The organism is Pseudodonghicola xiamenensis DSM 18339 (assembly GCF_000429365.1).
Lineage (GTDB): Bacteria > Pseudomonadota > Alphaproteobacteria > Rhodobacterales > Rhodobacteraceae > Pseudodonghicola > Pseudodonghicola xiamenensis.
This window is the reverse complement of the sequence record NZ_AUBS01000036.1, coordinates 1-24367: the sequence shown is the minus strand read 5'-3', so window position 1 is coordinate 24367 and position 24367 is coordinate 1. Positions and strand designations below refer to the sequence as shown.

At 64.3% G+C, this 24367-nt stretch carries 20 protein-coding genes and 1 pseudogene; 9 read left to right on the top strand and 12 right to left on the bottom strand.

The window, feature by feature from the left end; all coding sequences use genetic code 11:
• From G455_RS0118940 to G455_RS0118910, 7 genes are all read right to left on the bottom strand, one after another.
• The gene (locus G455_RS0118940) at positions 1-903 is read right to left on the bottom strand and encodes a polysaccharide deacetylase family protein (protein ID WP_028095131.1); all 903 of its coding nucleotides are present in this window, start codon (positions 901-903) and stop codon (positions 1-3) included.
• A gap of 107 nt (positions 904-1010) precedes the next feature.
• Positions 1011-1679 (bottom strand): aspartate/glutamate racemase family protein, encoded by a 669-nt coding sequence (locus G455_RS24680; protein ID WP_051312629.1) that lies wholly within the window; start codon positions 1677-1679, stop codon positions 1011-1013.
• 4 nt (positions 1680-1683) lie between these two features.
• The gene (locus G455_RS0118930) at positions 1684-2526 is read right to left on the bottom strand and encodes an ABC transporter permease (RefSeq protein WP_035367032.1); all 843 of its coding nucleotides are present in this window, start codon (positions 2524-2526) and stop codon (positions 1684-1686) included.
• A gap of 1 nt (position 2527) precedes the next feature.
• Complete coding sequence (locus G455_RS0118925) at positions 2528-3391, bottom strand: ABC transporter permease (protein ID WP_028095129.1); 864 nt, start codon at positions 3389-3391, stop codon at positions 2528-2530.
• A 62-nt stretch (positions 3392-3453) separates the two neighbouring features.
• Positions 3454-4719, bottom strand: coding sequence for an ABC transporter substrate-binding protein (locus G455_RS0118920; RefSeq protein ID WP_028095128.1), 1266 nt, complete (start codon positions 4717-4719; stop codon positions 3454-3456).
• A 53-nt stretch (positions 4720-4772) separates the two neighbouring features.
• On the bottom strand, positions 4773-5756 hold the full coding sequence (locus G455_RS0118915; protein ID WP_028095127.1) for an ABC transporter ATP-binding protein: 984 nt from the start codon (positions 5754-5756) through the stop codon (positions 4773-4775).
• A 422-nt stretch (positions 5757-6178) separates the two neighbouring features.
• Positions 6179-7420, bottom strand: coding sequence for a Zn-dependent hydrolase (locus G455_RS0118910; protein ID WP_051312628.1), 1242 nt, complete (start codon positions 7418-7420; stop codon positions 6179-6181).
• A 339-nt stretch (positions 7421-7759) separates the two neighbouring features.
• On the opposite strand from G455_RS0118910, the gene G455_RS0118900 reads away from it, so the two are divergent.
• Together G455_RS0118900 and G455_RS0118895 are read left to right on the top strand one after the other, a co-directional pair.
• On the top strand, positions 7760-9838 hold the full coding sequence (locus tag G455_RS0118900; protein WP_028095125.1) for a hydantoinase/oxoprolinase family protein: 2079 nt from the start codon (positions 7760-7762) through the stop codon (positions 9836-9838).
• Positions 9835-11589 carry a hydantoinase B/oxoprolinase family protein gene (locus G455_RS0118895; protein ID WP_028095124.1) on the top strand — a complete coding sequence of 585 codons (1755 nt, stop codon included), beginning with the start codon at positions 9835-9837 and terminating at the stop codon, positions 11587-11589. The genes G455_RS0118900 and G455_RS0118895 overlap by 4 nt, the downstream gene beginning before the upstream one ends.
• A 22-nt stretch (positions 11590-11611) precedes the next feature.
• On the opposite strand, the gene G455_RS0118890 is transcribed toward G455_RS0118895, so the two are convergent.
• The 3 genes from G455_RS0118890 to G455_RS0118880 form a co-directional block, all read right to left on the bottom strand.
• A complete protein-coding gene (locus G455_RS0118890; RefSeq protein WP_035367030.1) occupies positions 11612-12781 on the bottom strand; it encodes an ABC transporter substrate-binding protein in 1170 nt (389 codons plus the stop codon).
• Positions 12781-13764: a GntR family transcriptional regulator gene (locus G455_RS0118885; RefSeq protein WP_028095122.1), complete on the bottom strand. Its 984-nt coding sequence runs from the start codon at positions 13762-13764 to the stop codon at positions 12781-12783. Before G455_RS0118885 ends, G455_RS0118890 begins: the two co-directional genes overlap by 1 nt.
• Positions 13765-13836: 72 nt before the next feature.
• Positions 13837-14721: a MurR/RpiR family transcriptional regulator gene (locus G455_RS0118880; protein WP_028095121.1), complete on the bottom strand. Its 885-nt coding sequence runs from the start codon at positions 14719-14721 to the stop codon at positions 13837-13839.
• A 487-nt stretch (positions 14722-15208) separates the two neighbouring features.
• On the opposite strand from G455_RS0118880, the gene G455_RS0118875 reads away from it, so the two are divergent.
• The 5 genes from G455_RS0118875 to G455_RS0118855 are packed head-to-tail and all read left to right on the top strand — an operon-like array spanning position 15209 to position 21199.
• The gene (locus tag G455_RS0118875) at positions 15209-16414 is read left to right on the top strand and encodes a diaminopropionate ammonia-lyase (protein ID WP_028095120.1); all 1206 of its coding nucleotides are present in this window, start codon (positions 15209-15211) and stop codon (positions 16412-16414) included.
• Entirely contained in the window at positions 16411-17667 is a 1257-nt protein-coding gene (locus G455_RS0118870; RefSeq protein WP_028095119.1) for a Zn-dependent hydrolase, read from the top strand. The genes G455_RS0118875 and G455_RS0118870 overlap by 4 nt, the downstream gene beginning before the upstream one ends.
• Positions 17664-18638: an N-carbamoyl-D-amino-acid hydrolase gene (locus tag G455_RS0118865; protein WP_028095118.1), complete on the top strand. Its 975-nt coding sequence runs from the start codon at positions 17664-17666 to the stop codon at positions 18636-18638. The genes G455_RS0118870 and G455_RS0118865 overlap by 4 nt, the downstream gene beginning before the upstream one ends.
• A 10-nt stretch (positions 18639-18648) precedes the next feature.
• A complete protein-coding gene (hydA, locus tag G455_RS0118860; RefSeq protein ID WP_028095117.1) occupies positions 18649-20031 on the top strand; it encodes a dihydropyrimidinase in 1383 nt (460 codons plus the stop codon).
• A 1-nt stretch (position 20032) separates the two neighbouring features.
• Positions 20033-21199, top strand: coding sequence for a YgeY family selenium metabolism-linked hydrolase (locus tag G455_RS0118855; RefSeq protein WP_028095116.1), 1167 nt, complete (start codon positions 20033-20035; stop codon positions 21197-21199).
• Between the two features lie 6 nt (positions 21200-21205).
• Here G455_RS0118855 and G455_RS0118850 read toward each other — a convergent pair whose 3' ends face one another.
• Positions 21206-21538: a DHCW motif cupin fold protein gene (locus G455_RS0118850; protein WP_028095115.1), complete on the bottom strand. Its 333-nt coding sequence runs from the start codon at positions 21536-21538 to the stop codon at positions 21206-21208.
• A 353-nt stretch (positions 21539-21891) separates the two neighbouring features.
• Between G455_RS0118850 and G455_RS0118845 the strand changes: the two genes are divergently transcribed.
• Both G455_RS0118845 and G455_RS0118840 read left to right on the top strand, forming a co-directional pair.
• Positions 21892-22626, top strand: a complete 735-nt coding sequence (locus G455_RS0118845; protein WP_028095114.1) for an aspartate/glutamate racemase family protein — start codon at positions 21892-21894, stop codon at positions 22624-22626.
• Positions 22627-22631: 5 nt separating this feature from the next.
• Entirely contained in the window at positions 22632-23612 is a 981-nt protein-coding gene (locus G455_RS0118840; protein WP_028095113.1) for an asparaginase, read from the top strand.
• A 4-nt stretch (positions 23613-23616) separates the two neighbouring features.
• On the opposite strand, the pseudogene G455_RS0118835 reads toward G455_RS0118840, so the two are convergent.
• Positions 23617-24213: pseudogene (locus G455_RS0118835) on the bottom strand (HAD-IC family P-type ATPase); the annotation flags it as partial.
• Positions 24214-24367: the final 154 nt, after the last annotated feature.

Sequence of the window (24367 nt, the reverse complement as noted above, 5' to 3'; positions counted from 1 at the left end):
TCAGATCACCTCGGGGCGCGCAGCACCGGCAAAGGGGTAACGCGCGCGGAAGTCGGTCGCGATATCCTCGAAGGTCATCCATTCGACGCCTTCATGGCCGTTGATATATTCGATCAGCCGCTCGAGCATCAGCAGCACCTGCGGACGGCCCGACACGTCGGGGTGGATAGTGAAGGCGAAGACCGCGTAATCCATCTCGCGGTAAACCCAGTCGAACTGGTCGCGCCACATCCGCTCGATCACGTGCGGGTCGACGAAGCCGTGCGAGTTCGGCGATTTCTTGATGAACATCATCGGCGGCAGGTCGTCGACATACCAGTTCGCGGCGATGTCGACGAGGTCGATCTCCTTGCCGTGGACGAGCGGTTTCATCCACTCCTTGGCTTGCTTCGAATAGTCGATCTTGGTCCATTCGTCGCCGACGCGGGCATAGAACGGCTGGAAGTCGCGATAGCCCTGCGAGTGGTCATAGCTGAAGCCGTACTTCTGAAGAAGAGCGGCGGTCGAGGACGACATCTCCCACCACGGCGCAACATAGCCGCGCGGCGCCTTGCCCGAGATCTTCTCGATCACCTCGATCGACTTGACGAGGACTTCCTCTTCCTGCGTCGGCGTCATCGCGACCGGGTTCTCGTGCGAGTAGCCGTGGGCGCCAAGCTCGTGACCGTGATCGACAATCATCTTGATCTGGTCCGGGAAGGTCTCGATCGAGTGACCCGGGGCAAAGAAGGTCGTCGGCAGGTCGTATTTCTTGAAGAGCCGCAGCAGGCGCGGAATGCCGACCTCGGACGCAAAAATGCCGCGCTGGATGTCGGACGGGCTGTCGGCACCACCGTAGGAGCCCAGCCAACCCGCGACGGAGTCGATATCGGTGCCAAAGGCACACATGATCTTCTTGGTCATTTCAATCCTCTCTCAGTTCATGCGTTCAGGAGCGACGCACCGAGGTACGTCGCGCGGCCCGTCCGGAAACCGGGCAGGTCGAATGGTAAATGGCCCCGGCCTCCTCCTCAGGCCGGGGCGCGCCGCGGGAGCCTTGCCAGGATCACCGCGAGTTGGGTAGCAACCGACACCCCGTCGATCACCGTAATCCCGTGTTCGGCCGACAGCGATGCCGCCAGATCGGCCATTCCGGCACAGCCGAGCGTCACCGTGCCCGCGCCATCCTCGGCGATGGCGGTGCCGATCTCGGCCGAAACCTTGTCGCGTGCAGCCGACCCCGGCTCTTCGAGATCGAGCACGCGGATATTGCAGGCACGCACTTTGGCGCAATTCGCCTCGAGCCCGTAGTCGATGACGTTCTTCTGCATCCCCGGCACGGCGGTGGCCGTAGTCGTGACGACCGACCAGGGACGCCCGAGCAGCGCGGCCGCGTGAAAGGCCGCCTCGCCGATCCCGACCACCGGGATCGACACCGCCGCACGCGCCTCGGCCAGACCGGGATCATCGAAGCAGGCAATGATGCAGGCGTCGGCCCCCGAGGTCTCGGCCGCCTTTACCGCCGCGATGACATGGGGAACCGCCGCCTCGTCGTCCTCGGGCGTCTCGATCGCGGGCGGGCTGTCGTGGCAGGTTACACCGATGATCTCGACCTCGGGCCCTACTACGGCACGTGCCGCGGTGGCGATCTTTTCGGTCATCGAGACCGTCGAATTGGGATTGATGACGGTAAGCTTCATGACGTCAGACCATCCCCTTGCCGGCGTCGGACGCACGGCGCGAGCGGCGATGCGCGGCGAAGGCCAGTGTGCCGATGAACACCCCGATCACGACGAAGGAGAAGATCGTGGTCAGCGTGCCAAGCGCGTAGAGCATCGGCGTCGTGATGTTCGTCGTCATGCCGAAGATCTCTAGCGGCAGGGTGTTGCGCGAACCCGCCGTCAGCAACGTGCGTGCGAACTCGTCGTAGGAGAGCGTGAAGCCAAAGAGTGCAACGCCAAGAAGCGACGGCGCGATCATCGGCAGGACGACATAGCGGAAGGTCTGCCACGCGGTCGCGCCCTGGTCACGCGCCGCTTCCTCGTAGGCCGGATTGAAGCGGTTGAAGATCGCCAGCATGATCAGGAAGCCGAAGGGCAGCGTCCAGGTAAGCTGCGCGCCAAGGCCCGAGCTGAGCCAGTGCACCGTCCAGCCAGCCTGGCTGAAGATCAGGCCAACGCCGAGCGAAACGAGGATCGACGGGATCACGAGGCTCGCGATGATCAGGTAGAACAGCACCGTCGCGCCCACGAAGCGGCGCCGGAACGCCATGCCTGCCATCACCGAGAAGACCACGGTCAGCGCCATCACGATCAGACCAAGCGCGAAGGAGCGGCGGAACGCGCCCCAGACGTCGCCCACGGCCTGTGTCTTGAACAGCTCATCGAACCAGTGCAGCGAGGCCCCGCGCATCGGGAAGGTCAGGCCACCCTCGGGCCCCTGAAACGACAGGATGCCGATGGTGATCGTCGGACCATAGAGGAAGATGATGAAGACGATGAAGAAGGCCGAGAGGAAGTAGAAGGAGGCCGGGCGTTTGGTATCCATCTCAGAGCTCCTTCCGGATATCGACGAAGCGCAGCATGATCGAGATCGTCAGGATCACCGTCACTAGCAGAACCACCGACGTCGCCGCCGCCGAGGGATAGGCAAGCAGGCCGATATCGTTCGAGATCAGGCGCCCGACGTTCGCAGCCTGAGAACCGGACATGAAGCGCACCGTGATGAAGTCGCCCATCACCAGCGCGACCACGAAGATCGAGCCGATCATGATGCCGGGCTTGGTCAGCGGAATGATGATGTTGGTCAGGATCTGGAGGCCCGAGGCACCGGCGTCATGCGCGGCCTCGATCAGGCTCTTGTCGATGCGCAGCATGGTGTTGAAGATCGGCACGACCATGAAGAGCGTGTAGAGATGCACGAAGGCGAGGATGACCGCGAAATCGGAATAGAGCAGCCATTCGAGCGGCTCCTTGATCAGGCCAAGCTTGATCAGCGTCTCGTTTGCAAGGCCGTGACGGCCAAGGAACGGAATCCACGAGATCATGCGGATGATGTTCGAGGTCCAGAACGGGATCGTGCATAGCAGGAAGAACGCCGTCTGCCATGTCTGCGATCGCACGTGGAATGCGAGGAAATAGGCGATCGTGAAGCCGATCGCCAGCGTCGTGGCCCAGGTGATGCCCGTGTACATGAAGGTCTTGAGAAAGACCTGGTAGGTCACTGACGAGCCGAACAGGAATTGGTAGTTGTCGAACTGGAAGGCCGGATAGATCGAGTATTCCGTCGCGCCCCAGAAGCTGACGACCACGATCATCAGCAGCGGCAACAGCAGGAAGAAGCTCAGCACCAGCGTGACCGGCATGGCCAGAAGCCAGCTGCGGACATCGGGTAGGCGGAGGAATTTGGTCATCGTCATCTCGGCTTTTCGAGGGGGTCCGGGGCGCGCTGCGCGCGCCCCGGCAAGTCATCGCATCAGGCCGCGATGAATTCGTTCCACTTGCGGACCATGTACTGGTTCTCGTCCATGACCGAGTTCCAGCAGGCCACGTGGCCCATGCGGTCGTAGAACGAGCCGCCGTCGCGCACCGCGCCGGCATGCTCGATGACCTGGCCCTGCGGCGAGGTGATGTCGCCGGTCGCAGCCTTGCCTTCGAGCCAGTAGCCCCACTCGTCGTCCGACATGAACAGCTTGGAGGTTTCCGGCGCCGCCGAGTAGTAGCCCTGACGCATCAGGAAGCCGCCGACCCAGCCCGAGAGGTACCAGTTCATGTATTCCTGAGCGGCTTCGAGCTGCAGGCCCGAGAGGTGCTTGGCAAGGCCGAGACCGTTGCCCCACGAGCGGTAGCCCTCTTTCAGCGGCTGGTAGACGCAGGGGATGCCGCGGGCACGGACCGCGGTGATCGCCGGCGACCACATCGACTGGATCACGACTTCGCCCGAGGCCATCAGGTTCACCGACTCGTCGAAGGTCTTCCAGAAGGCGCGGAACTGGCCGGCTTTCTTGGCCTCGGTGAAGATACCGATCGTCTTGTCGATCTCTTCCTTGGTCATGTTGCCCTTGTCGCCATAGGTGATCTCACCCATCGCTTCGCAGACCATGGCCATGTCCATGATACCGATCGACGAGACGTCGAGGATCGAGGCTTTGCCGACGAACTCGGGGTTCAGCAGTTCGGCCCAGCTTTCGATCGGGCGACCGATCAGGTCGGGACGGATGCCCAGCGTGTCGGCGTTGTAGACCGTGGGGATCAGGGTCATGAAGCCGGTTTCTTCCTTGGCGAAGGCCTTGTCTTCGGCATTCTCGACAAAGCCCACGGTGTGCGGGGCCGAACCCTGGGCGATGACGCTCTCGGGGGTCAGTTTGCCGTCTTTGAAGATGCCGACGATCTTGTCGTAGTACTTCAGCTTCGAGGTATCGATGCCCTGCAGGTTGCCGGTCGGCCAGACCTTTTTGCACATCCAGTATTCGATATCGGCGATGTCGAAGCTGTTGGGCTGGGTGGCGACGCGCTGCGCGGTGGCGTCGGAGTCGAGTGCGGTCATCTCGAGCGTGATGCCGAGGTCTTCCTTGGCCTTCGCAGCGATCTCGTTGAAGGCCGAAACGCCGGTGCCAACCTGACGCAGGGTGACATCCTTGATGTCCTGCGCCCAGATCATCGGCGCCGGCAGCGCCGAGGCCGCAACGGCGGCAACGCCACCCTTGAGCAGCGTCCGGCGGCTGTAGTGGTTTTTCTTCATCATGTCTTCGCTCTCTGTTGGATAGAGTGTTCGTTCAGGTCTTGTTGGGGGGATCAGCCGGCAAGCAGGTGCAGGTCCTGCGCCGTCCAGCCGATGCGCACGCTGTCCCCCGGCTCGACGGGCGCGGCATAGAATTGCTCTTCGGGCACCATCGCGGTCAGCTCGACATCGCCCGGCCCGATGACGTTCACCGCAACATGGGTGCCCAGGAACTCGTGCGAGGTAACCGACACGTCGAGCCCCTCGTCGCCCGGAGTCACCAGGCGGGTGCGGTCCGAACGCAGGGCGTACCGCTTGCCCTCGAGCGAGACGACGTTGTGCCCGCCAAGGAAGCGCGCGACGAACTCGCTGCGCGGCGCGTTGAAGACGTCACGTGCTGAGCCGGACTGTTCGATGACAGCGTTGTTCATCAGCACGATCTCATCGGCGAGTGCGAGCGCCTCGTCCTGACCATGGGTGACGTGGATGAAGCTGATGCCAAGCTCGCGCTGGATCTTCTTGAGTTCCTCGCGCACCTTTACGCGCAGGAACGGGTCGAGCGCAGAAAGCGGCTCGTCGAGCAGCAGCACCTGCGGCTTGGTGATCAGCGCGCGTGCGAGCGCGGCGCGCTGCTGCTGACCGCCCGAAAGCTGGTCGGGCAGGCGATCGGCCAGATGGCCCATGCCGACCAGTTCGAGCATCTCGTTCGCCTTGCGATGTCGCGAGGCCTTGTCCTCGCCCTTCAGCTTTAGGCTGAAGCTGACGTTGTCGCGCACCGACATGTGCGGGAAGAGCGCGTAGCTCTGGAACATCATCGCGGTGCCGCGCTGTGCGGGCGGCAGCTTCGATATATCGCGCCCGTCGAGGATGATCGCGCCGTCCGTGACGCTTTCATGCCCTGCGATCATCCGCAGCGTCGAGGACTTGCCGCAGCCCGACGGACCGAGCAGGCAGATGTAGGTGCCGGCGGCAAAAAGGTGAGAGACGTTGTCAACCGCGACGGCGTCGCCATAGCGCTTGGTGACGGCGACGAGTTCGAGATCGTTCGGAGACCGCACGGGCTGTCCTCCATGAGGGTAAGTTCGAAGACAGAAGACGCGCGCACGAGACGGGTTTCCAGCTTGCGCCACGCCCTCAACCGGAGGAAAAAGCAACTTGTCTGCGCATCGGGCGAAGAAATGCGGCAAAGTCTAAAAAATGTGCAATACGGAAACCGCGCAGTGAAAATCTTCTAACGACTTTTCGAATCGCAGTCGGCCTCTGAAACCTGACGATCGCGAATTGCGACGAGCGCATCCCTATAATAATTACAATTATACAAAGACTTATAAGTCAAGCCCACAGGCGCAAGCAGCCGCCCCCCTCTTTTCAAAGTGGGGCGGTCACCGGTTAAAAACGAAAATGTATTTTCTACATTGCAGGAACTCGCCTAACTTTTAGACAAGTGCCGCAGCCCAAAAACGCCCCCGAAACGCAGGCCTCAGGCCCAGGCCATGCGGTAAAGCCCCCCCGCCAAAACCTTGATGCCCGCAACGATATCGTCGAGCGACGAAAACTCCTCGGGCGTATGGCTGCGCCCACCGGCACTGCGCACAAAGACCATGGCCACGGGGCAGACCCCCGCGATCTGCTGGCTGTCATGCGCCGCGCCGGACGCCATCACGATATGCGGTATGTCCGCCTCTGTCGCCGCCGACCGCAGAACCTCGACCAGGGCCGGATCACACGTGCAGGCATGGTGATCGAGAATGGTCTCGACCGAGAGCCCCAGGCCACGGCGCGCCGCGACTTCTTCCATCAGGCGCGCCTGCGCCGAAGACATTTTCTCAGCTTCGCCCTGGATGGGATGACGACTGTCGAGCGTGAAAGTCACCGCCCCCGGCACAATCGCCGCGCCATTCGGCTCAGCTGCAATCTGGCCGATCGTCGTGACCGCCGGAGCGCCAAGCCGGTGCGCGTGATCAATCACACCCGATGCAATCTCGGCAAAGCCTGCCATCGGATCGCGCCGGAACCGCATCGGAAAGGCCCCGGCGTGGTTCGCCTCTCCGGTCAACCGAACGACGCGATGCCGGATCGAGGTGATCGCATCGACCACCGCCACCGGCAGATCCGCCGCCTCGAGGACAGGCCCCTGCTCGATGTGCAATTCTATGAAAGCCGCCAGATCATCACGCCGCGCCTCCGCGACCCTTTCGGGGTCAAGCCCGATGTCGCGCATCGCCTCGGCGATTGGTCGGCCTTCGTGGTCAGTGACGCTGATCAGATCTTCAGGCGCAATCCGCCCCGTGATGGCGCGCGACCCCCAGAAGGCCGCCGACGGAAACCGCGACCCCTCTTCCTCGCAGAGCGACACCACCTCGACCGGTCGCCGCGGGTGCCCGAAGTGCGCGATCAGCGCCTCCACCGCAACCAGCGCCGCGATGATCCCCAGTGCACCGTCATAGCGGCCGCCGGGACACTGGCTATCGATATGCGACCCCGACACGATGGCCTTGCCGCCCTCGCGCCCCTCGGCTCGCAGCCAGAGGTTGCCCACCGCATCGCTGCGCGGCGAAAGCCCGGCCGCGCGACCCCAGTCCGCCACGAGCGCGTTCGCAGCCACCCATTCGGGTGAATAGGTCGTGCGCCAGACGCCAGTGCCCGAGTGCGCCCCATGCGCCGCAAGGCCAAGGATCATCTCCTCGACTCGCCCAGCGTCGATTTCTGGCATCTCCGGCATCGCAACCCCTCACGTTTTTCAAAACTTGGGATACAGAAGTCACATCTTGCAAGATGTTTTTTCCGCTCAACAGGAAAAACATCCGGCGCACGAGGGCAAACCCAAGCGAATGCACAATCAACAAGCAGAGTCCGCAAGAACACACACAGACTCAGTCCTGAAAGGTCGAAACCCCGGGATACCGTTGCAAATCCGCCGAAAATTCGCGCAGATTCGACGAGTCATGACGAAATGACCGGCGCACGGCAGGATTTGACGCCCCGGCGCATCTCCATGCATTGCGTATTCATGATGCTCTATGGATTCATGAGCCATGAAATCTGAGCGCGAGGACTCGATATGAAGATGATCGGCGTCGATGTCGGGGGTACGTTCACCGACTTCGTTTATAGCGACATGGAGAGCGGGACGCTCGCCATCCACAAGGTCTCGACCACGCCGGCCGACCCGTCCAAAGGCGTTATGCAGGGCATCGTGGAGCTGTGTCAGCAGAACGCGATCGACCCGTCCGAGATCGCCTATGTGCTGCACGGCACCACCACCGCGACCAATGCGGTCCTCGAGGGCAAGGGTGCCGTCTGCGGCATGATCACCAATGACGGCTTTCGCGACATCATTCATATCGGGCGTCACCAGCGGCCCGAGCACTACTCGATCCGGCAGGACATTCCCTGGCAGGCACGCCCGCTGATCCGCCGCCAGCATCGCAAGACGGTGCCCGGCCGGATCGTCCCGCCGACCGGTGAAGAGCTCGTGCCGCTCGACGAAGAAGCCGTGCGCGAGGCCGCGCGCGAGCTGGCCGCCGAGGGCGTCGAGGCGGTGGCGATCTGCTTTCTCTTCTCCTTCCTCAACCCCGCGCACGAGAACCGCGCTAAGGAGATCGTCGAGGAAGAGATGCCCGGCGTGTTCGTCACCACGTCCTCCTTCATCTCGCCGCAGTTCCGCGAATTCGAGCGCTTCACGACCGCGGGTCTTGCAACGTTCATCGGCCCCAAGGTCGACCGCTACATCGCCCATCTCGACGCAGCCCTGCGCGATCTGGGTATGACGGCCGAGCTGCGGATCATGGCCTCGAACGGAGGCGTTGCCACGCCCAAGATGGTTGTCGAAAAGCCCGCACTGACCCTGCAGTCGGGGCTCGCAGCGGGCGTGCTCGGCGGCGGCTGGATCGGCGCGCAGGACGGGCGTGACCGGCTGATCACCTTCGACATCGGCGGCACCTCGGCCGATATCGGCATCATCGTCGATGGCAAGGTGACCGAGACGGATGCCCGCTCGACCTCGATCGCCGGTTTCCCCCTATTGATGCCGATGCTCGACATCCACACGATTGGCGCGGGTGGCGGTTCGATTGCCCACCAGGACCGCGGCGGCGCCTTCCGCGTCGGCCCGCAGAGCGCGGGCGCCGAACCCGGCCCGGCCGCCTATGGCCGCGGCGGTACCGAACCCACAGTGACCGATGCCAACGTCGTTCTCGGCCGCCTTGCACCGCAGGACTTTTTGGGCGGCGAGATGGGCCTCGATGTCGAGGCGTCCAAGAAGGTCATTGCGGATCTGGCCGAACGGCTCAAGCTGAGCCCCGAGGAGGCAGCCGAGGGCGTGCTCACCATCCTTAACGCCAACATGGCGAACGCGATCCGCTCGCGTACCGTGCAAAAGGGTATCGACCCGCGCGGTTTTGCCCTTGTCGCCATGGGCGGCGCCGGACCGCTGCACGGGGCCGAGGTCGCACGGATGCTCTCGATCCCCGAGATCCTCGTTCCGCCCTTCCCCGGCATCACCTCGGCGATGGGCCTGCTGACGACCGACCTGAAATACGACCTCACGCGTACGCAGTTCCAGCTGTCGACCGATGTCGATCTGAATCGGATCAACGGCGACCTCGACCGGATGGAGGCAATGCTGACCACGCAGTTCGCCGAGGACCACATTCCGCCCGAGGCGATCAGCTTCAGCCGGATGGCCGACATGCGGTATCAGGGGCAGGGCTACGAATTGACCGTCGAGGTGCCCGCTGGCCTGATCGACGCAAATGCGCTCGAGACGCTGTGGGAGAATTTCCACGCAGCCCACGCGGCAGAATACGGTCACGCCTTCCGCACCAACCCGATCGAGATCGTCAACCTGCGCACCATCGCCCGCGCCACGCTTCCCAAGCTTGGTGCGCTCTCCGCCCCGGCAGGCGGTTCGCGCGACACGGCGTTCGAGCGCAAGGTTCAGACGGTGTTCCGGCTTGGCGGCAAGCTCGAGAGCTTTGAAACCTCGGTCTATGCCCGCGCGAAACTGCCGGTGGACGAAGAGATCTCCGGCCCCGCCATCATCACGCAAAAGGACAGCACCACCGTCGTGCCGCCCGATGCGAGCTTCCGCCAATTGCCCTCGGGCAGCCTGCTCATCACGCTGGGAGAGGTGAAATGACCCAACGCATCGACGCCGTCACCGCCGCCGTCATTCAGGGCGCACTTGACAACATCGCCATCGAGATGGGCCACAAGCTGATGCGGATGTCCTATTCCTCGATCATCCGGGAATCCGAGGATTTCGGTGCCGCGCTGACCGACGAGACCGGGCGACAACTGTGCGAATGCACCTTCTCGACGCCGCTGCAATCGGGCCCGATCCCGGGCTACATCCGCAACATCATCGAGGTCACCAAGGCGCGCGGCGACGAGCTGCGCGAAGGTGACGTGATCATGCACAACGACCCCTATGGCGGCGCCTCGCACGGGCCGGATGTTGCCTTCGCGATCCCTGTCTTTGCGCATGGCAAGCTGGTCGGCTTTTCCGCAACCACGGCGCACCACCTCGACATCGGTGCGCAGACGCCGGGCAGCTGCGGCATCGTCGAGGCGGTCGATACCTATTCCGAGGGGCTGCAGTTCAAGGCGATCAAGGTCTACGACGCGGGCCGTCGCAACGATGCGGTCTGGTACATGCTCAACGCCAACATCCGCGCGCCGCACCTCGTCGTCGGCGACATGGAGGCGCAGATCAAGGCTGCAAGGATCGGAGCCGAACGCTACAAGATCCTGATCGAGAAATACGGCGAAGAGACCTTCCGCGCCGCCTGCGAAGACCTGATGGACTATTCCGAAAAGCTGATGCGCGACGCGATCGCCGAGCTGCCGGACGGTGAGTATTCCGCGACGACCTACATCGACGGCTACATGGACGACTTCGATCCGGGTCGCCGCGCGCTGCCGATCTGCGCCACGGTCAAGATCGAGGGCGACAAGATGATCGTCGATCTGACCGGCACGGCAAAGCAGGTCGACGACCGCCCGATCAACATGCCCTTCGTCGGCACGACCGATTGCGCGGTCTGGCTGACGGTGCGCTCGATCCTTCTCGACGCGGTGGACTATGGCGCGATCCCACAGAATGCGGGGCTCACGCGGGCCATCGAGATCGTCGCGCCGAAGGGGTGCCTGGCCAACCCGACCTTCCCGGCACCAGTGATCGCGCGCTTCTGCCCCGGCAACCAGCTCGCCGACACAGTGATGAAAGCGCTTGCGCAGATCGTGCCGGAAAAGGTCTCGGCCGGGATCGGCAACCTGCGGATCGTCGCGCTCTCGGGGCTCGAGCAGTCGAACCACTGGGTGCACATGGAGATCATGGAGGGCGCCTATGGCGGGCGCTTCGGCAAGGACGGGATGGACGCGGTCGACACGCTCTACGCCAACACCCGCAACAACCCGATCGAGGATATCGAGAGCCACATCCCCGTGCGCTGCGACCGTTACGAGCTGCATGACAACCGCTGCGTGCCGGGCAAGTGGCGCGGTGGCGTCGGCGCTGTGCGGGAGTTCACCTTCCTCAGCGATGCCGGCTTCTCGATCGAGGGCGAGGGCCACGGCTTCAAACCCTGGGGCTTTGATGGTGGCGCCGAGGGGATGACCGCCTCGATGACGCTCGTCTATCCCGACGGCTCCTCGGCCGACCTGCCCTCGAAGGTGCCGTACTTCAAGGTTCACGCCGGCGAGCGGCTGGTCTGCGAAGGCCCCTGCGGCGGTGGCTATGGCGACGCCCGCGAACGCGCGCCCGAGGCGGTTCTGGCAGACGTGCTCGACGGGTTGCTGACGCCCGAGATGGCCTATGTCGATTACGGCGTGGTGATCCGCAACGGTGCAGTCGATGCGGCGGCTACGGCCGAGGCGCGCGCGGCCTGACGATTGGAACCTGTCGGCCGCCTCAGGCCGACAGAAACTCCCGCCAGCGGCGGTTCACATGGGTGTGCTCGTCCATGAAGGTGTTCCAGACCCGCACGCTCGACATCCGCTCACGATAAGAACCGCCCTCGCGCCGGTGCCCCTCCGGGATGGTCACGGTGCCGTCCGGGCCCGGCAGCGGGCGCGCCGCGGGCTGCCCCTCATACCAGTAATCCCATTCCTCTGGCGTCAGGTGCGGGCGCACCACTTCAGGGAAGATGAAGTAATAGCCCTGCCGCGAGAGGCACGCCCCCGCCCAGCCATTGTGATACCAGTCAAGATAGGCATAGGCGGCATCAAGCGCGTCGCCCTCGGTCGCGGCAGAGATGCACATGTCGGAATGCCAGCCGCGGCAGCCTTCGAGCGGGCTCGCCACGCGCAGGTTCATCCCGGTGGCGCGCAGCTGCGACACGGCTGGCGAGAACAGCGACTGGATCGTCACGGACCCGCGCTGCATCAACCGCATCGCCTCTTCCTGGCTGTTCCAGAACCCCTTGAAATGGCCGATCTTCTTCTTGTGGATCAGGAAGTCGGCAATGGTGTCGACCTCGTCGATCGTCAGGTTTCCGATATCCCCGAAGGGCTTGCCAAGCTGCACCTCCGCGGCCAGCGCCGCCTCGATCGTGCCAAGGACGGGGTCGGCGATCAGTCCGACATGACCGGCCCACCGCGGATCGAGCAGCCAGCCCCAGCTTTCCGCTTCGCCAGGGTTCAGCGCGGGCGCAAGTTCGGGCCGCCAGACGAAGGCATCAACGCCGTGCAGCGCGGGCAGCACTGCAACCGTATCAGTCAGGGCTTCGCCCAGCCGCCCGTCCTCCTGCACGAAGAGGCGGTCAAAGATCGTGTGGATTGCGCGTCCGACTCCGCTGCGGCTGAGCGCTGCGGCCTTGATCCGCGGCCCGGCCTCCAGCCGGTTGAGGTCGATCCCCTGGATGCACCGCGCCGTCCAGATCAGGTCGGAGGTGTGCCATTGGTGATAAATATCAAAGCTCTCGGGCTGGGTGACGACCTGCTGCAACCCCTGCGTGCTGTCGAGGACCAGAAACTCGATCGCGAAGCCCAGATCCTTTTGCACCTGATCGCGGATCTGTGGCACGGCGAACTCGCCCCGCGTGATCACCCTCAGCCGAGGTTTTTCGCTGCCAAGCGCCATCACACCACCTGCGACAGATAGGGCGGCACGTCGTCATCGGGCCCGCCAAAGATCGAGAGCACCTTGAGCCTTTCGCGCGTGCGCTCGTGATCGGCATCAAGGTGGAACGCCAGCGCCGCCGCGGCGCCATCTGCATCACCCGCGATGAGGTGATCGAGCACGAGGCGATGCTCGGACAACAGCGCCGTCTCCTGGTGGCGCGCGACGTGACGGGCGAACTGGCGGTTCACCACCATCGACAGGCGCAACTCGGGCAGCGCATCGGCCAACCGCTGGTTGGGCTGTGGCGCGACACAGTCGATATGCAGGTCGTCCTCGATCGCGTCGAGCTCATCAGGTGTAGGGGTCCCGCCCTGAGCGATCGCCGCCTCGATCCGCGCACGCATCTCGATCAGTCCCGCACGCTCCAAACGGGCAGCAGCGCGCTTCAACGCGAGCGGCTCCATCAGCCGTCGCAAATCATGCACTTCGTTCAGCATTTGCGCCGAGAGCGGCCCGGCGATCCAGTGCGAGGCCCGGTTCTTGGCGATCAGACCGCGCTCGTGCATTCGGGTCAGCACCTCGCGCGTGACCGTGCGGCTGACCGAGAAATGGGTGCAAAGCTCGGCCTCCGAGATCTTCCAGATGCCGAAGGGAATGCAGCGGGTCACCTCGTCCGCGACGGTCTGCAAGATCCGCTCCCAGCCGGGCTTGATCAGCGTCGCCGAGCCACTGTCGGGCAGGTCGAGCTGAAAGAGGTGCAGGTTCGGCCGGCTGTCATTGGCGGGCTCGGTGCCGACAAGCCAGCCCTGAGCGCCATCGCGGCGGATCAGCCCGTCCGCCTCCAGCATGTCGAGTGCGCGTTTGACCGGCGAACGGCTTACCCCAAGCCTGTCGGCCAGCGCCGCAACGTATAGCCGGGTGCCACCGGGAAGAGACCCATCACGGATGTTGCTTTCCAGCGCCCGCCGGACGACTTCGTAATATGCCTCCGCGACCGTCACCGTCCCGCGCCTCCAAGTTGACGCAAGCTAGCAGAAGCGATCAGGCTGCAGCAACACTGGCAAAGAACAGGTTCAGGACGGATCACGGGTAACCTCGAGCTCATCCAGTTCCTCGCGCAGAGTCTCCACGGCGTTGAGGTGGTGCCGCCCCGCCTCGCCAAGCGTCGCGCCACAGTCGATGGCCAGGAGGCGCAGGAGGGCGAGCGCGCCGACGTAGGAGTCGCGCGCCCAGTTGGTCTCAACCACGCAGTCGAAGGTCCAGGTCGCGAAGGCCGGGGCCTCGCGCAGGCTGCGATCGGCCAAGAGCACGATCCGCGCGCCTCGCGCGTCGATGGCCCGAACGATTTGGGTGAAGCCGGTGGGGCGTCGCCGCAGCCCGACGATCACCACCACGTCCTGCGGGCCAAGGCCGGTGATCCCTTCTGCAACCGTCTGCCCACCGAGCTTGAGCGGAGCCACATCGGGGCGCATCTGCGCGATCTGCGCCGTGAAATAATCCGCCAGGAACCGGCTGTTACGAAACCCGAGGGTGCGCACCCGTGGCGCCGTGGCGATCGCGGCCACCGCCTCGCGCACCTGCGCGATCGACAGCCGGGACAGCGTGGCCTCGATGATCTCGGCCTCGGCCTGAACGATGCCGGCGTAATGGCCGCCCTCGGCGCCCGGATCGAGCCTGTCGCGCATGAAAAGCGGCGAGCCGATTTCGCGCAGCTTGCGCGCATCCTGACGCGCCGCCTCGAAATTACGGTAGCCGAGGCGCTGAACAATCCGGCTGACAGTCGCGTTCGAGACACCGGCATGGCCGGCAAGCTCGGATGCCGTCCAGACCGCCATCTCGGAGGGGGCATTCAGGATCGTGTCGGCAACCTTGCGCTCGCCCGTCGGCAGCGTGGCGTAAATCTCGTGGATGCGCTTAAGCAAGGATCCCGTCGGATCGTGACGCTCTTCCCCTTGCACCGGCTACTCCCGAAAACCCATTTTCCGCATATGCCGCAGAAAGTGGAAATTCGCGGCCTTCACTCAAGTCATGGTGAAAAGATTAGAATCGCTTCAGCAATCAAGACAAGGCGATAGCGCAAGGAACGGGCGATTCCTGGTGCAACTGCGCGCTTTTCATCGATTTTCGCATTCGCACCGCCTTCCGATGATCTTCCGTCGCTGGAAAATGCCCCCGCAGCAGGCGAAGTCACCACCAATCCGCCTTGAATTTACGCGCCGCGCTGAACGATCGCCCATCCGCGAAGCGTTTGCCGGCACTCACGCGAAAGAAAATTTGTTTTCTTCAATTTGAAAATTGCGAAATCATGATTTCTTCGTCAATCTCACGGAAAGTGGCAATGCACGCGGCGCGCTCAGACCCGAATCGCATGCCTCCATCGATCCATCGCACGAGGACTTCATGCTGCAAACGCTCAAATATCGAAACGACCTCGGGCAGGGAGCGATGACCGAACTGGTAATCAATGCCCGGTATCAGCCCGGCGCCCCCTATTCCGCGACGCAGGCCGCCATCCTGAACGATGCCGCCTTCGCCACGGCGCGCGATACGATCACCGCGTGGCCCGACTATGCGCCGACGCCGCTGCATGCGCTTCCCGCGCTGGCACGCGAGGCCGGTATCGCCGCGCTGCATTTCAAGGACGAAGGCGGGCGCTTCGGGCTGGGCAGCTTCAAGGCCCTGGGCGGCGCCTACGCCGTTCTGCGACTGCTTACGCGCGAAATCGCCGCGCGCAAGGACATTGCCGAGCCGTCCGTCGCCGACATCCTGTCGGGCGTGCATGCGGATGTGATCTCGACCATCACCGTGTGCTGCGCGACCGACGGCAACCACGGCCGCTCGGTCGCCTGGGGGGCCCAGACCTTCGGCTGCAACTGCGTGATCTTCATCCACGCGACCGTGTCCGAAGGCCGAAAGGCTGCAATCGCAGCCTTCGGCGCGGAGGTGCGTCGCTGCGCCGGGAACTATGACGAGAGCGTGCGCGAGGCCGATGAAACCGCGCGCCGCGAGGGCTGGTTCGTCGTCTCGGACACCTCCTACCCGGGCTATGACACGATCCCCAAGGACGTGATGCAGGGGTACGAGCTGACCGCCGCCGAGGCTGCCGAGCAGATCGACACCCCGCCCACGCATCTCTTTCTGCAAACCGGTGTTGGTGGCGCTGCCGCAGCCATCGCCGCGCAATTCTATCGTCGCTATGGGCCCGAGAATGCGCCCCGCGTGATCCTTGCCGACCCCGAGAATTCCGCCTGCTGGGTCGAGACGATCCGGGCGGGCCACCCGGTCGCGATCAACGGAGACCTCGACACGCTGATGGCGGGGCTCGCCTGCGGCGAGGTCTCGCTGCTTGCCTGGGATGTGCTGCAGCCAATGGCCTGCGCCGTGGCCTCCGTCTCGGACGATGATGCCGTTGCGATGATGCAGCGTCTTGCCGATCCTCTGCCTGGCGATCCTGCGATCGTGGCGGGGGAATCCGCAGTGGCGGGGCTTGCAGCCTTTCTGTCCATCGCCGCCAACCCTCATGCTGCGGCCCGGATCGGGCTGGGACCGGACTCGCGGGTTCTGTGCTTTGGCACCGAGGGCGACACCGACCCCGAGCTTTACGAAAAACTCGTCGGCAAGAGCGCCGCAGAGGTAAGGGCGCAAGCATGAGCGTTGCAATCGACATCGACCGGCTGATGGCCCGGATCTTTGATCTGGCGAAAATCGGTGCCCTGCCTGGCGGGGGCTGCAAGCGGCTGGCACTTTCCCCCGAGGATGCCGAGAGCCGTGCGCTGGTGACCGGCTGGTTCGAGGCGCGCGGGCTCGAAATCCACCGCGACGTGATCGGCAACACCTGGGCAATTCGCGCCGACCGCAACGGCGGGACCACGGCGCCGGTGCTGATGGGATCACATATCGACACGGTTGGAACCGGGGGGCTCTACGACGGGGTGCTGGGCGTGCTTGGCGCTTTCGAAGTGATCGAGAGCATCGACGACGCGGGCATTGAGACCGAACGCCCCCTCGCGGTTGCCTTCTTCACCAATGAAGAGGGCGCGCGGTTTCAACCCGACATGATGGGCTCGGGCGTCGCCATGGGCGAGCTCGGCCTTGACGAGATGCTCGCAAGCGTCGGCATCGACGGACCCAGCGTGGCCGAAGCGCTCGCCGCAATCGGCGCGGCAGGCGACGAGCCGGTCGGCGCGCTGAAACCATCGTGCTACCTCGAACTTCATATCGAACAGGGCCCGGTGCTCGAGGCCGAAGGGCTCGAAATCGGCGTCGTGACCGGCGTGCAGGGGATTTCGTGGTCCGAGTTCACCGTCTCGGGTGCAACGGCCCACGCGGGCACCACTCCGATGAAAATGCGCCGCGACGCGGGTGTTGTCGCCGCGGCTATCGCCCTCGAGGCACGTGCGATCGCCGCGAGCTTTGGCCCGCCGCAAGTGGCGACCGTCGGGCGGATGCGCTTTTCCCCCGATCTCGTCAACGTGGTACCGGAGACGGCCGTCCTGACCGTCGATCTGCGCAACACCGACGAAACCGAGCTCAAGGCCGCCGAGAAATGGCTGTTCTCCAAAGCCGAGACGCTTGCCAAGGTCGAGGGATGCACCGTCACCCGCCGCACCTTGGCCCGGTTCGAACCCGTCGTCTTCGATCCTGACCTTGTCGAAGAGGTCGCGCAGGGCGCGGCGCAACTGGGGATGACCGCGCGGCGGATGCCCTCGGGCGCAGGCCACGACGCGCAGATGTTCGCGCCGCATTGCCCTTCGGCGATGATCTTTGTCCCGTCGAAGGATGGGATCAGCCACAACACCACCGAATTCACCGCGCCGGACGAAATCGCCCGTGGCGTCGCCCTGCTGGCGCAGGTCGCCCTCACCCGCGCGGGACATGCCCAGAGTGAAGGAAGAGTGCAATGAGCCGCAAACTGATCGTCGCCACCGCCCAGCTTGGCCCCATCGCCCGCGACGAGCCGCGCAGTTCCACGGTTTCGCGCATGGTCGCCCTGATGACCGAGGCGCATCGCCGTGGCGCGACCCTCGTCGTCTTTCCCGAACTCGCCCTGACAAGCTTTTTCCCGCGCTGGTTCATCGAGGACGAAGCCGAGCTCGACAGCTTTTACGAAACCGAGATGCCCGGCACCGAGACGCAGCCGCTCTTTGACGCGGCCCGGAAACTGGGCGTCGGCTTCTACCTCGGCTACGCGGAACTGATCGTCGAAGGCGAGACGAAGCGGCGCTTCAACACCACGATCCTCGTTGATCAGACCGGCGAAATCGTCGGCAAATACCGCAAGGTCCACCTGCCCGGCCATTACAATTTCGAGGAGTGGCGCCCCTTCCAGCACCTCGAGAAACGCTACTTCGAACACGGCGACCTCGGTTTCCCGGTTTTCGAGACGATGGGCGGCACGATGGGCATGGCGATCTGCAATGACCGGCGCTGGCCCGAGACCTATCGCGTGCTTTCGTTGCGCGGCGCCGAGTTGATCATGATCGGCTACAACACCCCGGTGCATTACCCGCAGGCGCCCGAACACGACCATCTGCAGGACTTCCATAACCACCTGAGCCTGCAAGCCGGGGCCTATGCCAACGGCGCCTGGGTGATCGGCACCGCCAAGGCGGGGCGCGAGGGGGGCTGCGACCTGATCGGCGGCAGCTGCATCGTCGCGCCGACCGGCGAGATCGTCGCCATGGTGCAGGGGCTGGGCGACGAGATCGCCACCGCCGAGATCGACCTCGACCGCTGCAAGGAGCTGCGCGAGAACGTCTTCAACTTTACGCTGCACCGCGAACCGGGCGACTATGGTCCGATCTGTGCGGGGGCAGATGAGCGCGAGGCCGAACGCGCCCGCGTCACCCGCGACAGCATCATCACGTCACGCTGAGGAGAGGGTCATGCAGGAATTCGACCTCGTCATCACCGGCGGCACCATCGCCACCGCTTCCGACACGTTCCAGTGCGATATCGGGATCAGCGACGGCAAGATCGCCGCGCTGGGAACCGGGTTGAAAGGCGCCGAAGTCATCGACGCAACGGGCAAATACGTCCTGCCCGGCGGGATCGACAGCCACGTGCATATCGCCCAGCCCTCCTCGGGCGGCATCGTCATGGCCGACGATTTCGAAAGCGGCACGCGCTCGGCCCTCTTTGGCGGCAATACCACCGTGCTACCCTTCTGCCTGCAGCAGAAGGGTCAGACGATCCGGCAGGCATTGAACGACTATCACGCCAAGCAGGACGGCGAGTGCTACACCGACGTCAGCTTTCACCTGATCATCACCGACCCGACGCCCGAAGTGCTCGGGCAGGAACTGCCGGCCGCTTTCGAGGACGGCTACAAGTCCTTCAAGGTCTTCATGACCTACGAGGACATGCGGCTGAACGACGCCGAATTGCTGCAGACCTTCGACGTCGCCCGAGACTTCGGCGCGACGGTGATGATCCACTGCGAGAACGAGGATGCGATCAAGTTCCTGATCGAAAAGCACGAGGCCGCCGGCAAGCTGCGCCCGACCTCGCACGCCACGACCCGCCCCGTCGCGGTCGAGCGCGAGGCGACGCATCGCGCGCTCAGCCTCGCCGAGGTCGTCGACATCCCGCTGGTGATCGTCCACGTTTCGAACCGTGCGGCGATGGAAGAGATCGGCCGTGCCCGCGCGCGTGGCCAGAAGGTCACCGCCGAGACCTGCCCGCAATATCTGACGCTGACCGCAAAAGACCTCGAGGGCATGGACTGGGAAGGCGCCAAGTTCGTCTGCTCGCCGCCGCCGCGCGACGAGAAAGAGCAGGAAGCCTGCTGGGAAGGTATCATCAACGGCACCTTCGATCTGTTCTCGTCGGACCACTGCCCGTTCCGCTACGACAGCGAGGACGGCAAGCTCAACCCGCGCGGCCGGACGAACTTCCGCTACGTGCCCAATGGCATTCCGGGGGTCGAGACGCGGATGCCGATCCTGTTCTCCGAGGGCGTGATGAAAGGACGGATCGACCTCAGCCGCTTTGTCGCCGTGACCTCGACCAACCACGCCAAAACCTATGGGCTCTACCCGCGCAAGGGCACGATCGCGGTGGGATCTGACGCCGATATCGCGATCTGGGACCCGTCGGAAACGCGCGTGGTCGCGCATGCAGATCTGCACGACGGCTCGGACTACTCGCCCTACGAGGGAATGGAACTCACGGGCTGGCCGACGACGGTGATCCTGCGCGGCAAACCCGTGATCGCAGGCGGTGCGCTGAAGTCTGAAAAGGGCAACGGCACGTATCTGCGACGCTGAGATGGATGAGGCCCCCACCCAATACGATCCGATTTCGTTGACCCAGGCGCTGGTTCGTATCGGCGCGATGGCTGGCGAAGAGGGTGCGGTCGCGAGCCTGGTGCGCGACGCGATGACGGCCTTGGGCTTCGACACGGTCACATCGGACGCGATGGGCAATGTCGTCGGCACGGTGGGCCCGCGCGACACGCCGGTCGGGCTGCTCCTCGACGGGCATATGGACGTGGTACCGGCAAGCGGCACCTGGGCGCGCGACCCGTTTTCGGGCGTGCTGCAAGATGGCGCCATTCATGGCCGCGGCAGCACCGACATGAAAGGCCCGCTCGCCACCGCGATCTGCGGAATCGCCGAAGCCGGGCGAACAGGGCAGTTGACGCAGCGTGTCGCGGTCAGTGCAAGCGTGATGGAAGAGGTGATCGAAGGGGCGGCGCTAGCACGCGTTCTCGACGCCTTCGACCCGCAGGCCGTTGTGATCTGCGAGCCCTCGAACCTTGAACTCAAGACCGCGCAGCGGGGCTGCGTCGAGATCCTCGTCCACGTCACGGGCGTGCCCGCTCATGCCGCCTTTCCCGAACGCGGACGCAATGCAATCGAACTCGCCGCGAAGGCGGTGACCGCGCTTGCCGCACTCGAGATGCCTCTCGATCCGATCCTGGGCCGGATGGTTCTGGTGCCGACCGATATCATCAGCAGCCCCTACCCCTCTGTCTCGGCACTGCCTGCGAAGGTCAGCCTGCGCTATGACCGCCGTACGGGCGTCGGCGAAGAGGCCTGCGCAATCCTCAATGGCATCCGCGAGGTGTTGGCAGAGATCGACCCCGAAGCCTTTACCGTCGAGATCTCTTCTGCGCGCTATCGCAGCTACACGGGGCTGAGTTTCGAGGCCGAGCGCGACCTGCCGGCGTGGCACACGCCTGAGACGGATCCGCTGGTCGGTGCCGCACAGGAATGTCTGAGCGCGCTCGGGATGAAGCCCACATGCGGCAGCTACGATTTCTGCACCAATGGCTCCGAGGCGGCCGGGCGGCGCAACCTGCCAACGATCGGCTTTGGTCCGGGGCGGCCCGAGGATGCGCATATCATCGACGAGAGTATTGCGACCGACGCGCTGCATGCCGCGACGGCGTTCTATAGTGCCCTCGCGCTGCGGGTCGCAGGGCCGAACTGACCCGCTTCAATCGACGATGAAGGCCCGTGCGCCCGAGACGGTGCGGACCAGATGTGCCGCATCGCCATAGTCGGACACGGCAAAGCCCTGCCCCTCAGTCAATTCAAAGCGACGCCCATCGGCGAGCTCGATCGTCACCTCGCCCGAGAGCACCTGGAACACATGCCCGCGGTCGCACCAGTGATCCGCGACGAAGCCCGGCCCGTAGTCGACGATACGGATACGCAGCCCCCCGACTTCGATTACCTGCCAGCGCGACATGCCGACCTCGCCTGGATAGTCCTGGGCGGGGATCTTGCTCCAGTCGAGTTCGGTGAAGGGCATTTCGGGCAATTGCATGAGACCTCCTGAAACAAGTGGGGCAGGAGCAGCTTGCCCCGCCAGAAACGAATCGCAATGTCGAGCTCATGAATACATAAACCGCAAATATATCTGTCCACATATTGGGCACCGGCCCGCCAATTGCGCGCAATACCAAGGCGTCGAAAGATCGCCACCCGCACGCTGACCAAGATACGCGCCTCCGCACAAAAACTAATATATCATGGGGTCATCAGCAGATGGAAAGCCGGCGGCCTGCCCAAGTTCCCTCACCCTTGGGCAGGCATTTCCTTCCTCGGCGCGACCGGGATCAGAACCGTCATTACACCACTCTGCATCTATAATTCACAAACCATACGGAGACAGGGCTCATGCGGATTAAGGTCATCAACCCCAACACCACGCTTTCGATGACCGAGAAGATCGGCGCCTCGGCCCGTGCCGTCGCCGCGCCGGGCACCGAGATCGTCGCCGTCTCGCCGCAGATGGGGCCAGTCTCGATCGAAGGGTTCTATGACGAGGCCTTCGCCGCCATCGGCGTGATCGACGAGGTCCTGAAGGGCGAGGCCGAAGGGTTCGACGGTTACGTCATCGCGTGCTTCGGAGATCCGGGCCTGCAGGCCGCGCGCGAGATCGCCAAGGGTCCGGTGATCGGCATTGCCGAGGCCGCGATGCATATGGCGACGATGATCGGTGGCGGATTTTCGATCATTTCCCTGATCGAGCGAATGCTTCCGGTGATGGAACACCTCGTTCATGGCTACGGCATGGACCACCACTGCCGCTCGATCCGCAAGACCGACCTTGAGGTCCTGCAACTCGAAGACAAGTGCAGCGACGCGCGCGACATCGTGGTGCGCGAGTGCCGCAAGGCGATCGAAGAGGATGGCGCCGACAGCGTCCTGCTGGGCTGCGCGGGGATGACTGACCTGATGGACTATGTCGCGCAGGAGATCGGCGCTCCCGCGATCGACGGGGTCTCGGCGGCGGTCAAGATGGTCGAGGCGGCGCTCAGCCTCGGGCTTGGCACCTCCAAGCGTCATGGCTATGCATACCCTCTGCCGAAACCCTATACTGGCAGCTTCTCCGCCTATAGCCCCAAGTGACCCCGATGCCTCACGTTACCCTGCTTACCACCGGCGGCACGATCGCCTCTCGCCGCGACCCCGCCACCGGCCATGTCGTGGCCTCGGTCTCGGCCGAGGATCTGCGCGCCGCGCTGCACGATCCGCTCGACGATATCCCGCTCAAGGTCGAGAGCTTTGCCAATGTCGGCAGCTACGCAATCGACCTGCCGACCTCTTTCGCGCTGGCACAGCGGATCAACACGCTGCTTGAAGACCCGGACTGCCTAGGCGTGGTGGTCACGCATGGCACCGATACGCTCGAGGAATCGTGCTATCTCGCCGACCTTTTGCTGCGCAGCGAAAAGCCTGTCGTCTTTACCGGGGCGCAGCGATCGGCGGACGAGCCCGACACTGACGGGCCGCGCAATATCGCGGATTCGATCCGGCTGGCGGGGGCCCCTGCGGCACGCGGCCTTGGCGCGATGATCTGCTTCGAGCAGGAATTCCATGCTGCGCGCGATGTCTCGAAGACCCATGCCTCGCGCACCGACACGTTCCACTCTTACGAGCACGGCAAGCTGGGCGAAATCGACGGCACCGATGTCTACGTGATGCGCCGCCCTGCGCTGCGCCGGACCTATACCCCGGAACGGGTCGAGCCCGCGATTGATCTGGTAACGATGGCGATGGGCAGCGACGGGCGCGCGCTGCGTCATGCCTTGGCCGACGGCATGAAGGCCGTGGTGATCCAGGGCTTTGGGCGCGGCAACACGCCGCCTGCGGTGACCGCCGCCGCGACCGAGCTGATTGCCGCGGGGATGCCGGTTGTCATGACAACGCGCTGTCCGCGCGGCCGGGTACGCCCGATCTACGGCAATGGCGGGGGCAAGACCTTGGCCGAAGCCGGCGTGATCTTTGCGGGCGACCTGAGTGGCGTCAAAGCACGGCTGCTGCTTGCCGTTCTGCTGGGCGCGGGCTTCACCGGCGAGGCATTGCGCCGCGAAATCGAAGAGGTTGGCAGCTGAGGTTTCAGCCCGCCGCGGCCTCGGCAACTCCGCGCGGTGCGATGCGCAGCGCGCGGAGCGCATTGAGGATGACGGCGACGTCGATGACCTCTTGCAGGATCGCACCCTCGACGGGCGTCAGATACCCCAGCGCGGCGGCGATCATGCCAAGGACCGAAAGGCCGATCCCCGCGACGACACTTTCAATCGCAATGCGCTTGGCGCGCCGGGCAATCTCGATCCCGGGCCGGAGCTGATCGACGCGGTCGACGAGCAGGACGACATCGGCGGCCTCGGCCGAGGCTGCCGCCCCCCGCACCCCCATCGCCACACCGACGTCGGCAGCGGCAAGCGCCGGAGCGTCGTTGACGCCATCTCCCACCATCATCACCGGGCCATTCTTGCGCTCGGTCAGAACGAGCAGAACCTTCTGGTCCGGGGTCAGGTCGCTGCGCAGCCCGTCGAGGCCAAGCCCCTGCGTCACCCGTTCAGCCACGGCGTGGCGGTCGCCGGTGGCCAAGAGGATCCGCGCGATCCCCTCGCCACGCAGCCCGTCGAGCAGGTCGCTCGAGCCCTCGCGCAGCGGATCGGCCATCACGAGATACCTAGCAAGCCGCCCCTCGATTGCCAGGGTGTCGCGTTGCCCTTAATTCTGAGACGCGGCGCGTTTGACGACAATTTTTGCCCTTAATTGCGAGATTCGGCTGTCGTCGGGCCTGTGCTTCTTGCGCGCCTTTGCGCAATATGATCAACCGCAACAAGCAGACGTGGCTCTT

Excerpts from the sequence above, each read along its gene's own strand:
- G455_RS0118940 (WP_028095131.1), bottom strand. The coding sequence starts at position 903 with ATGACCAAGAAGATCATGTGTGCCTTTGGCACCGATATCGACTCCGTC.
- G455_RS24680 (WP_051312629.1), bottom strand. The coding sequence starts at position 1,679 with ATGAAGCTTACCGTCATCAATCCCAATTCGACGGTCTCGATGACCGAA.
- G455_RS0118930 (WP_035367032.1), bottom strand. The coding sequence starts at position 2,526 with ATGGATACCAAACGCCCGGCCTCCTTCTACTTCCTCTCGGCCTTCTTC.
- G455_RS0118925 (WP_028095129.1), bottom strand. The coding sequence starts at position 3,391 with ATGACCAAATTCCTCCGCCTACCCGATGTCCGCAGCTGGCTTCTGGCC.
- G455_RS0118920 (WP_028095128.1), bottom strand. The coding sequence starts at position 4,719 with ATGAAGAAAAACCACTACAGCCGCCGGACGCTGCTCAAGGGTGGCGTT.
- G455_RS0118910 (WP_051312628.1), bottom strand. The coding sequence starts at position 7,420 with ATGCCGGAGATGCCAGAAATCGACGCTGGGCGAGTCGAGGAGATGATC.
- G455_RS0118900 (WP_028095125.1), top strand. The coding sequence starts at position 7,760 with ATGAAGATGATCGGCGTCGATGTCGGGGGTACGTTCACCGACTTCGTT.
- G455_RS0118895 (WP_028095124.1), top strand. The coding sequence starts at position 9,835 with ATGACCCAACGCATCGACGCCGTCACCGCCGCCGTCATTCAGGGCGCA.
- G455_RS0118890 (WP_035367030.1), bottom strand. The coding sequence starts at position 12,781 with ATGGCGCTTGGCAGCGAAAAACCTCGGCTGAGGGTGATCACGCGGGGC.
- G455_RS0118875 (WP_028095120.1), top strand. The coding sequence starts at position 15,209 with ATGACCGAACTGGTAATCAATGCCCGGTATCAGCCCGGCGCCCCCTAT.
- G455_RS0118870 (WP_028095119.1), top strand. The coding sequence starts at position 16,411 with ATGAGCGTTGCAATCGACATCGACCGGCTGATGGCCCGGATCTTTGAT.
- G455_RS0118865 (WP_028095118.1), top strand. The coding sequence starts at position 17,664 with ATGAGCCGCAAACTGATCGTCGCCACCGCCCAGCTTGGCCCCATCGCC.
- hydA (WP_028095117.1), top strand. The coding sequence starts at position 18,649 with ATGCAGGAATTCGACCTCGTCATCACCGGCGGCACCATCGCCACCGCT.
- G455_RS0118855 (WP_028095116.1), top strand. The coding sequence starts at position 20,033 with ATGGATGAGGCCCCCACCCAATACGATCCGATTTCGTTGACCCAGGCG.
- G455_RS0118850 (WP_028095115.1), bottom strand. The coding sequence starts at position 21,538 with ATGCAATTGCCCGAAATGCCCTTCACCGAACTCGACTGGAGCAAGATC.
- G455_RS0118845 (WP_028095114.1), top strand. The coding sequence starts at position 21,892 with ATGCGGATTAAGGTCATCAACCCCAACACCACGCTTTCGATGACCGAG.
- G455_RS0118840 (WP_028095113.1), top strand. The coding sequence starts at position 22,632 with ATGCCTCACGTTACCCTGCTTACCACCGGCGGCACGATCGCCTCTCGC.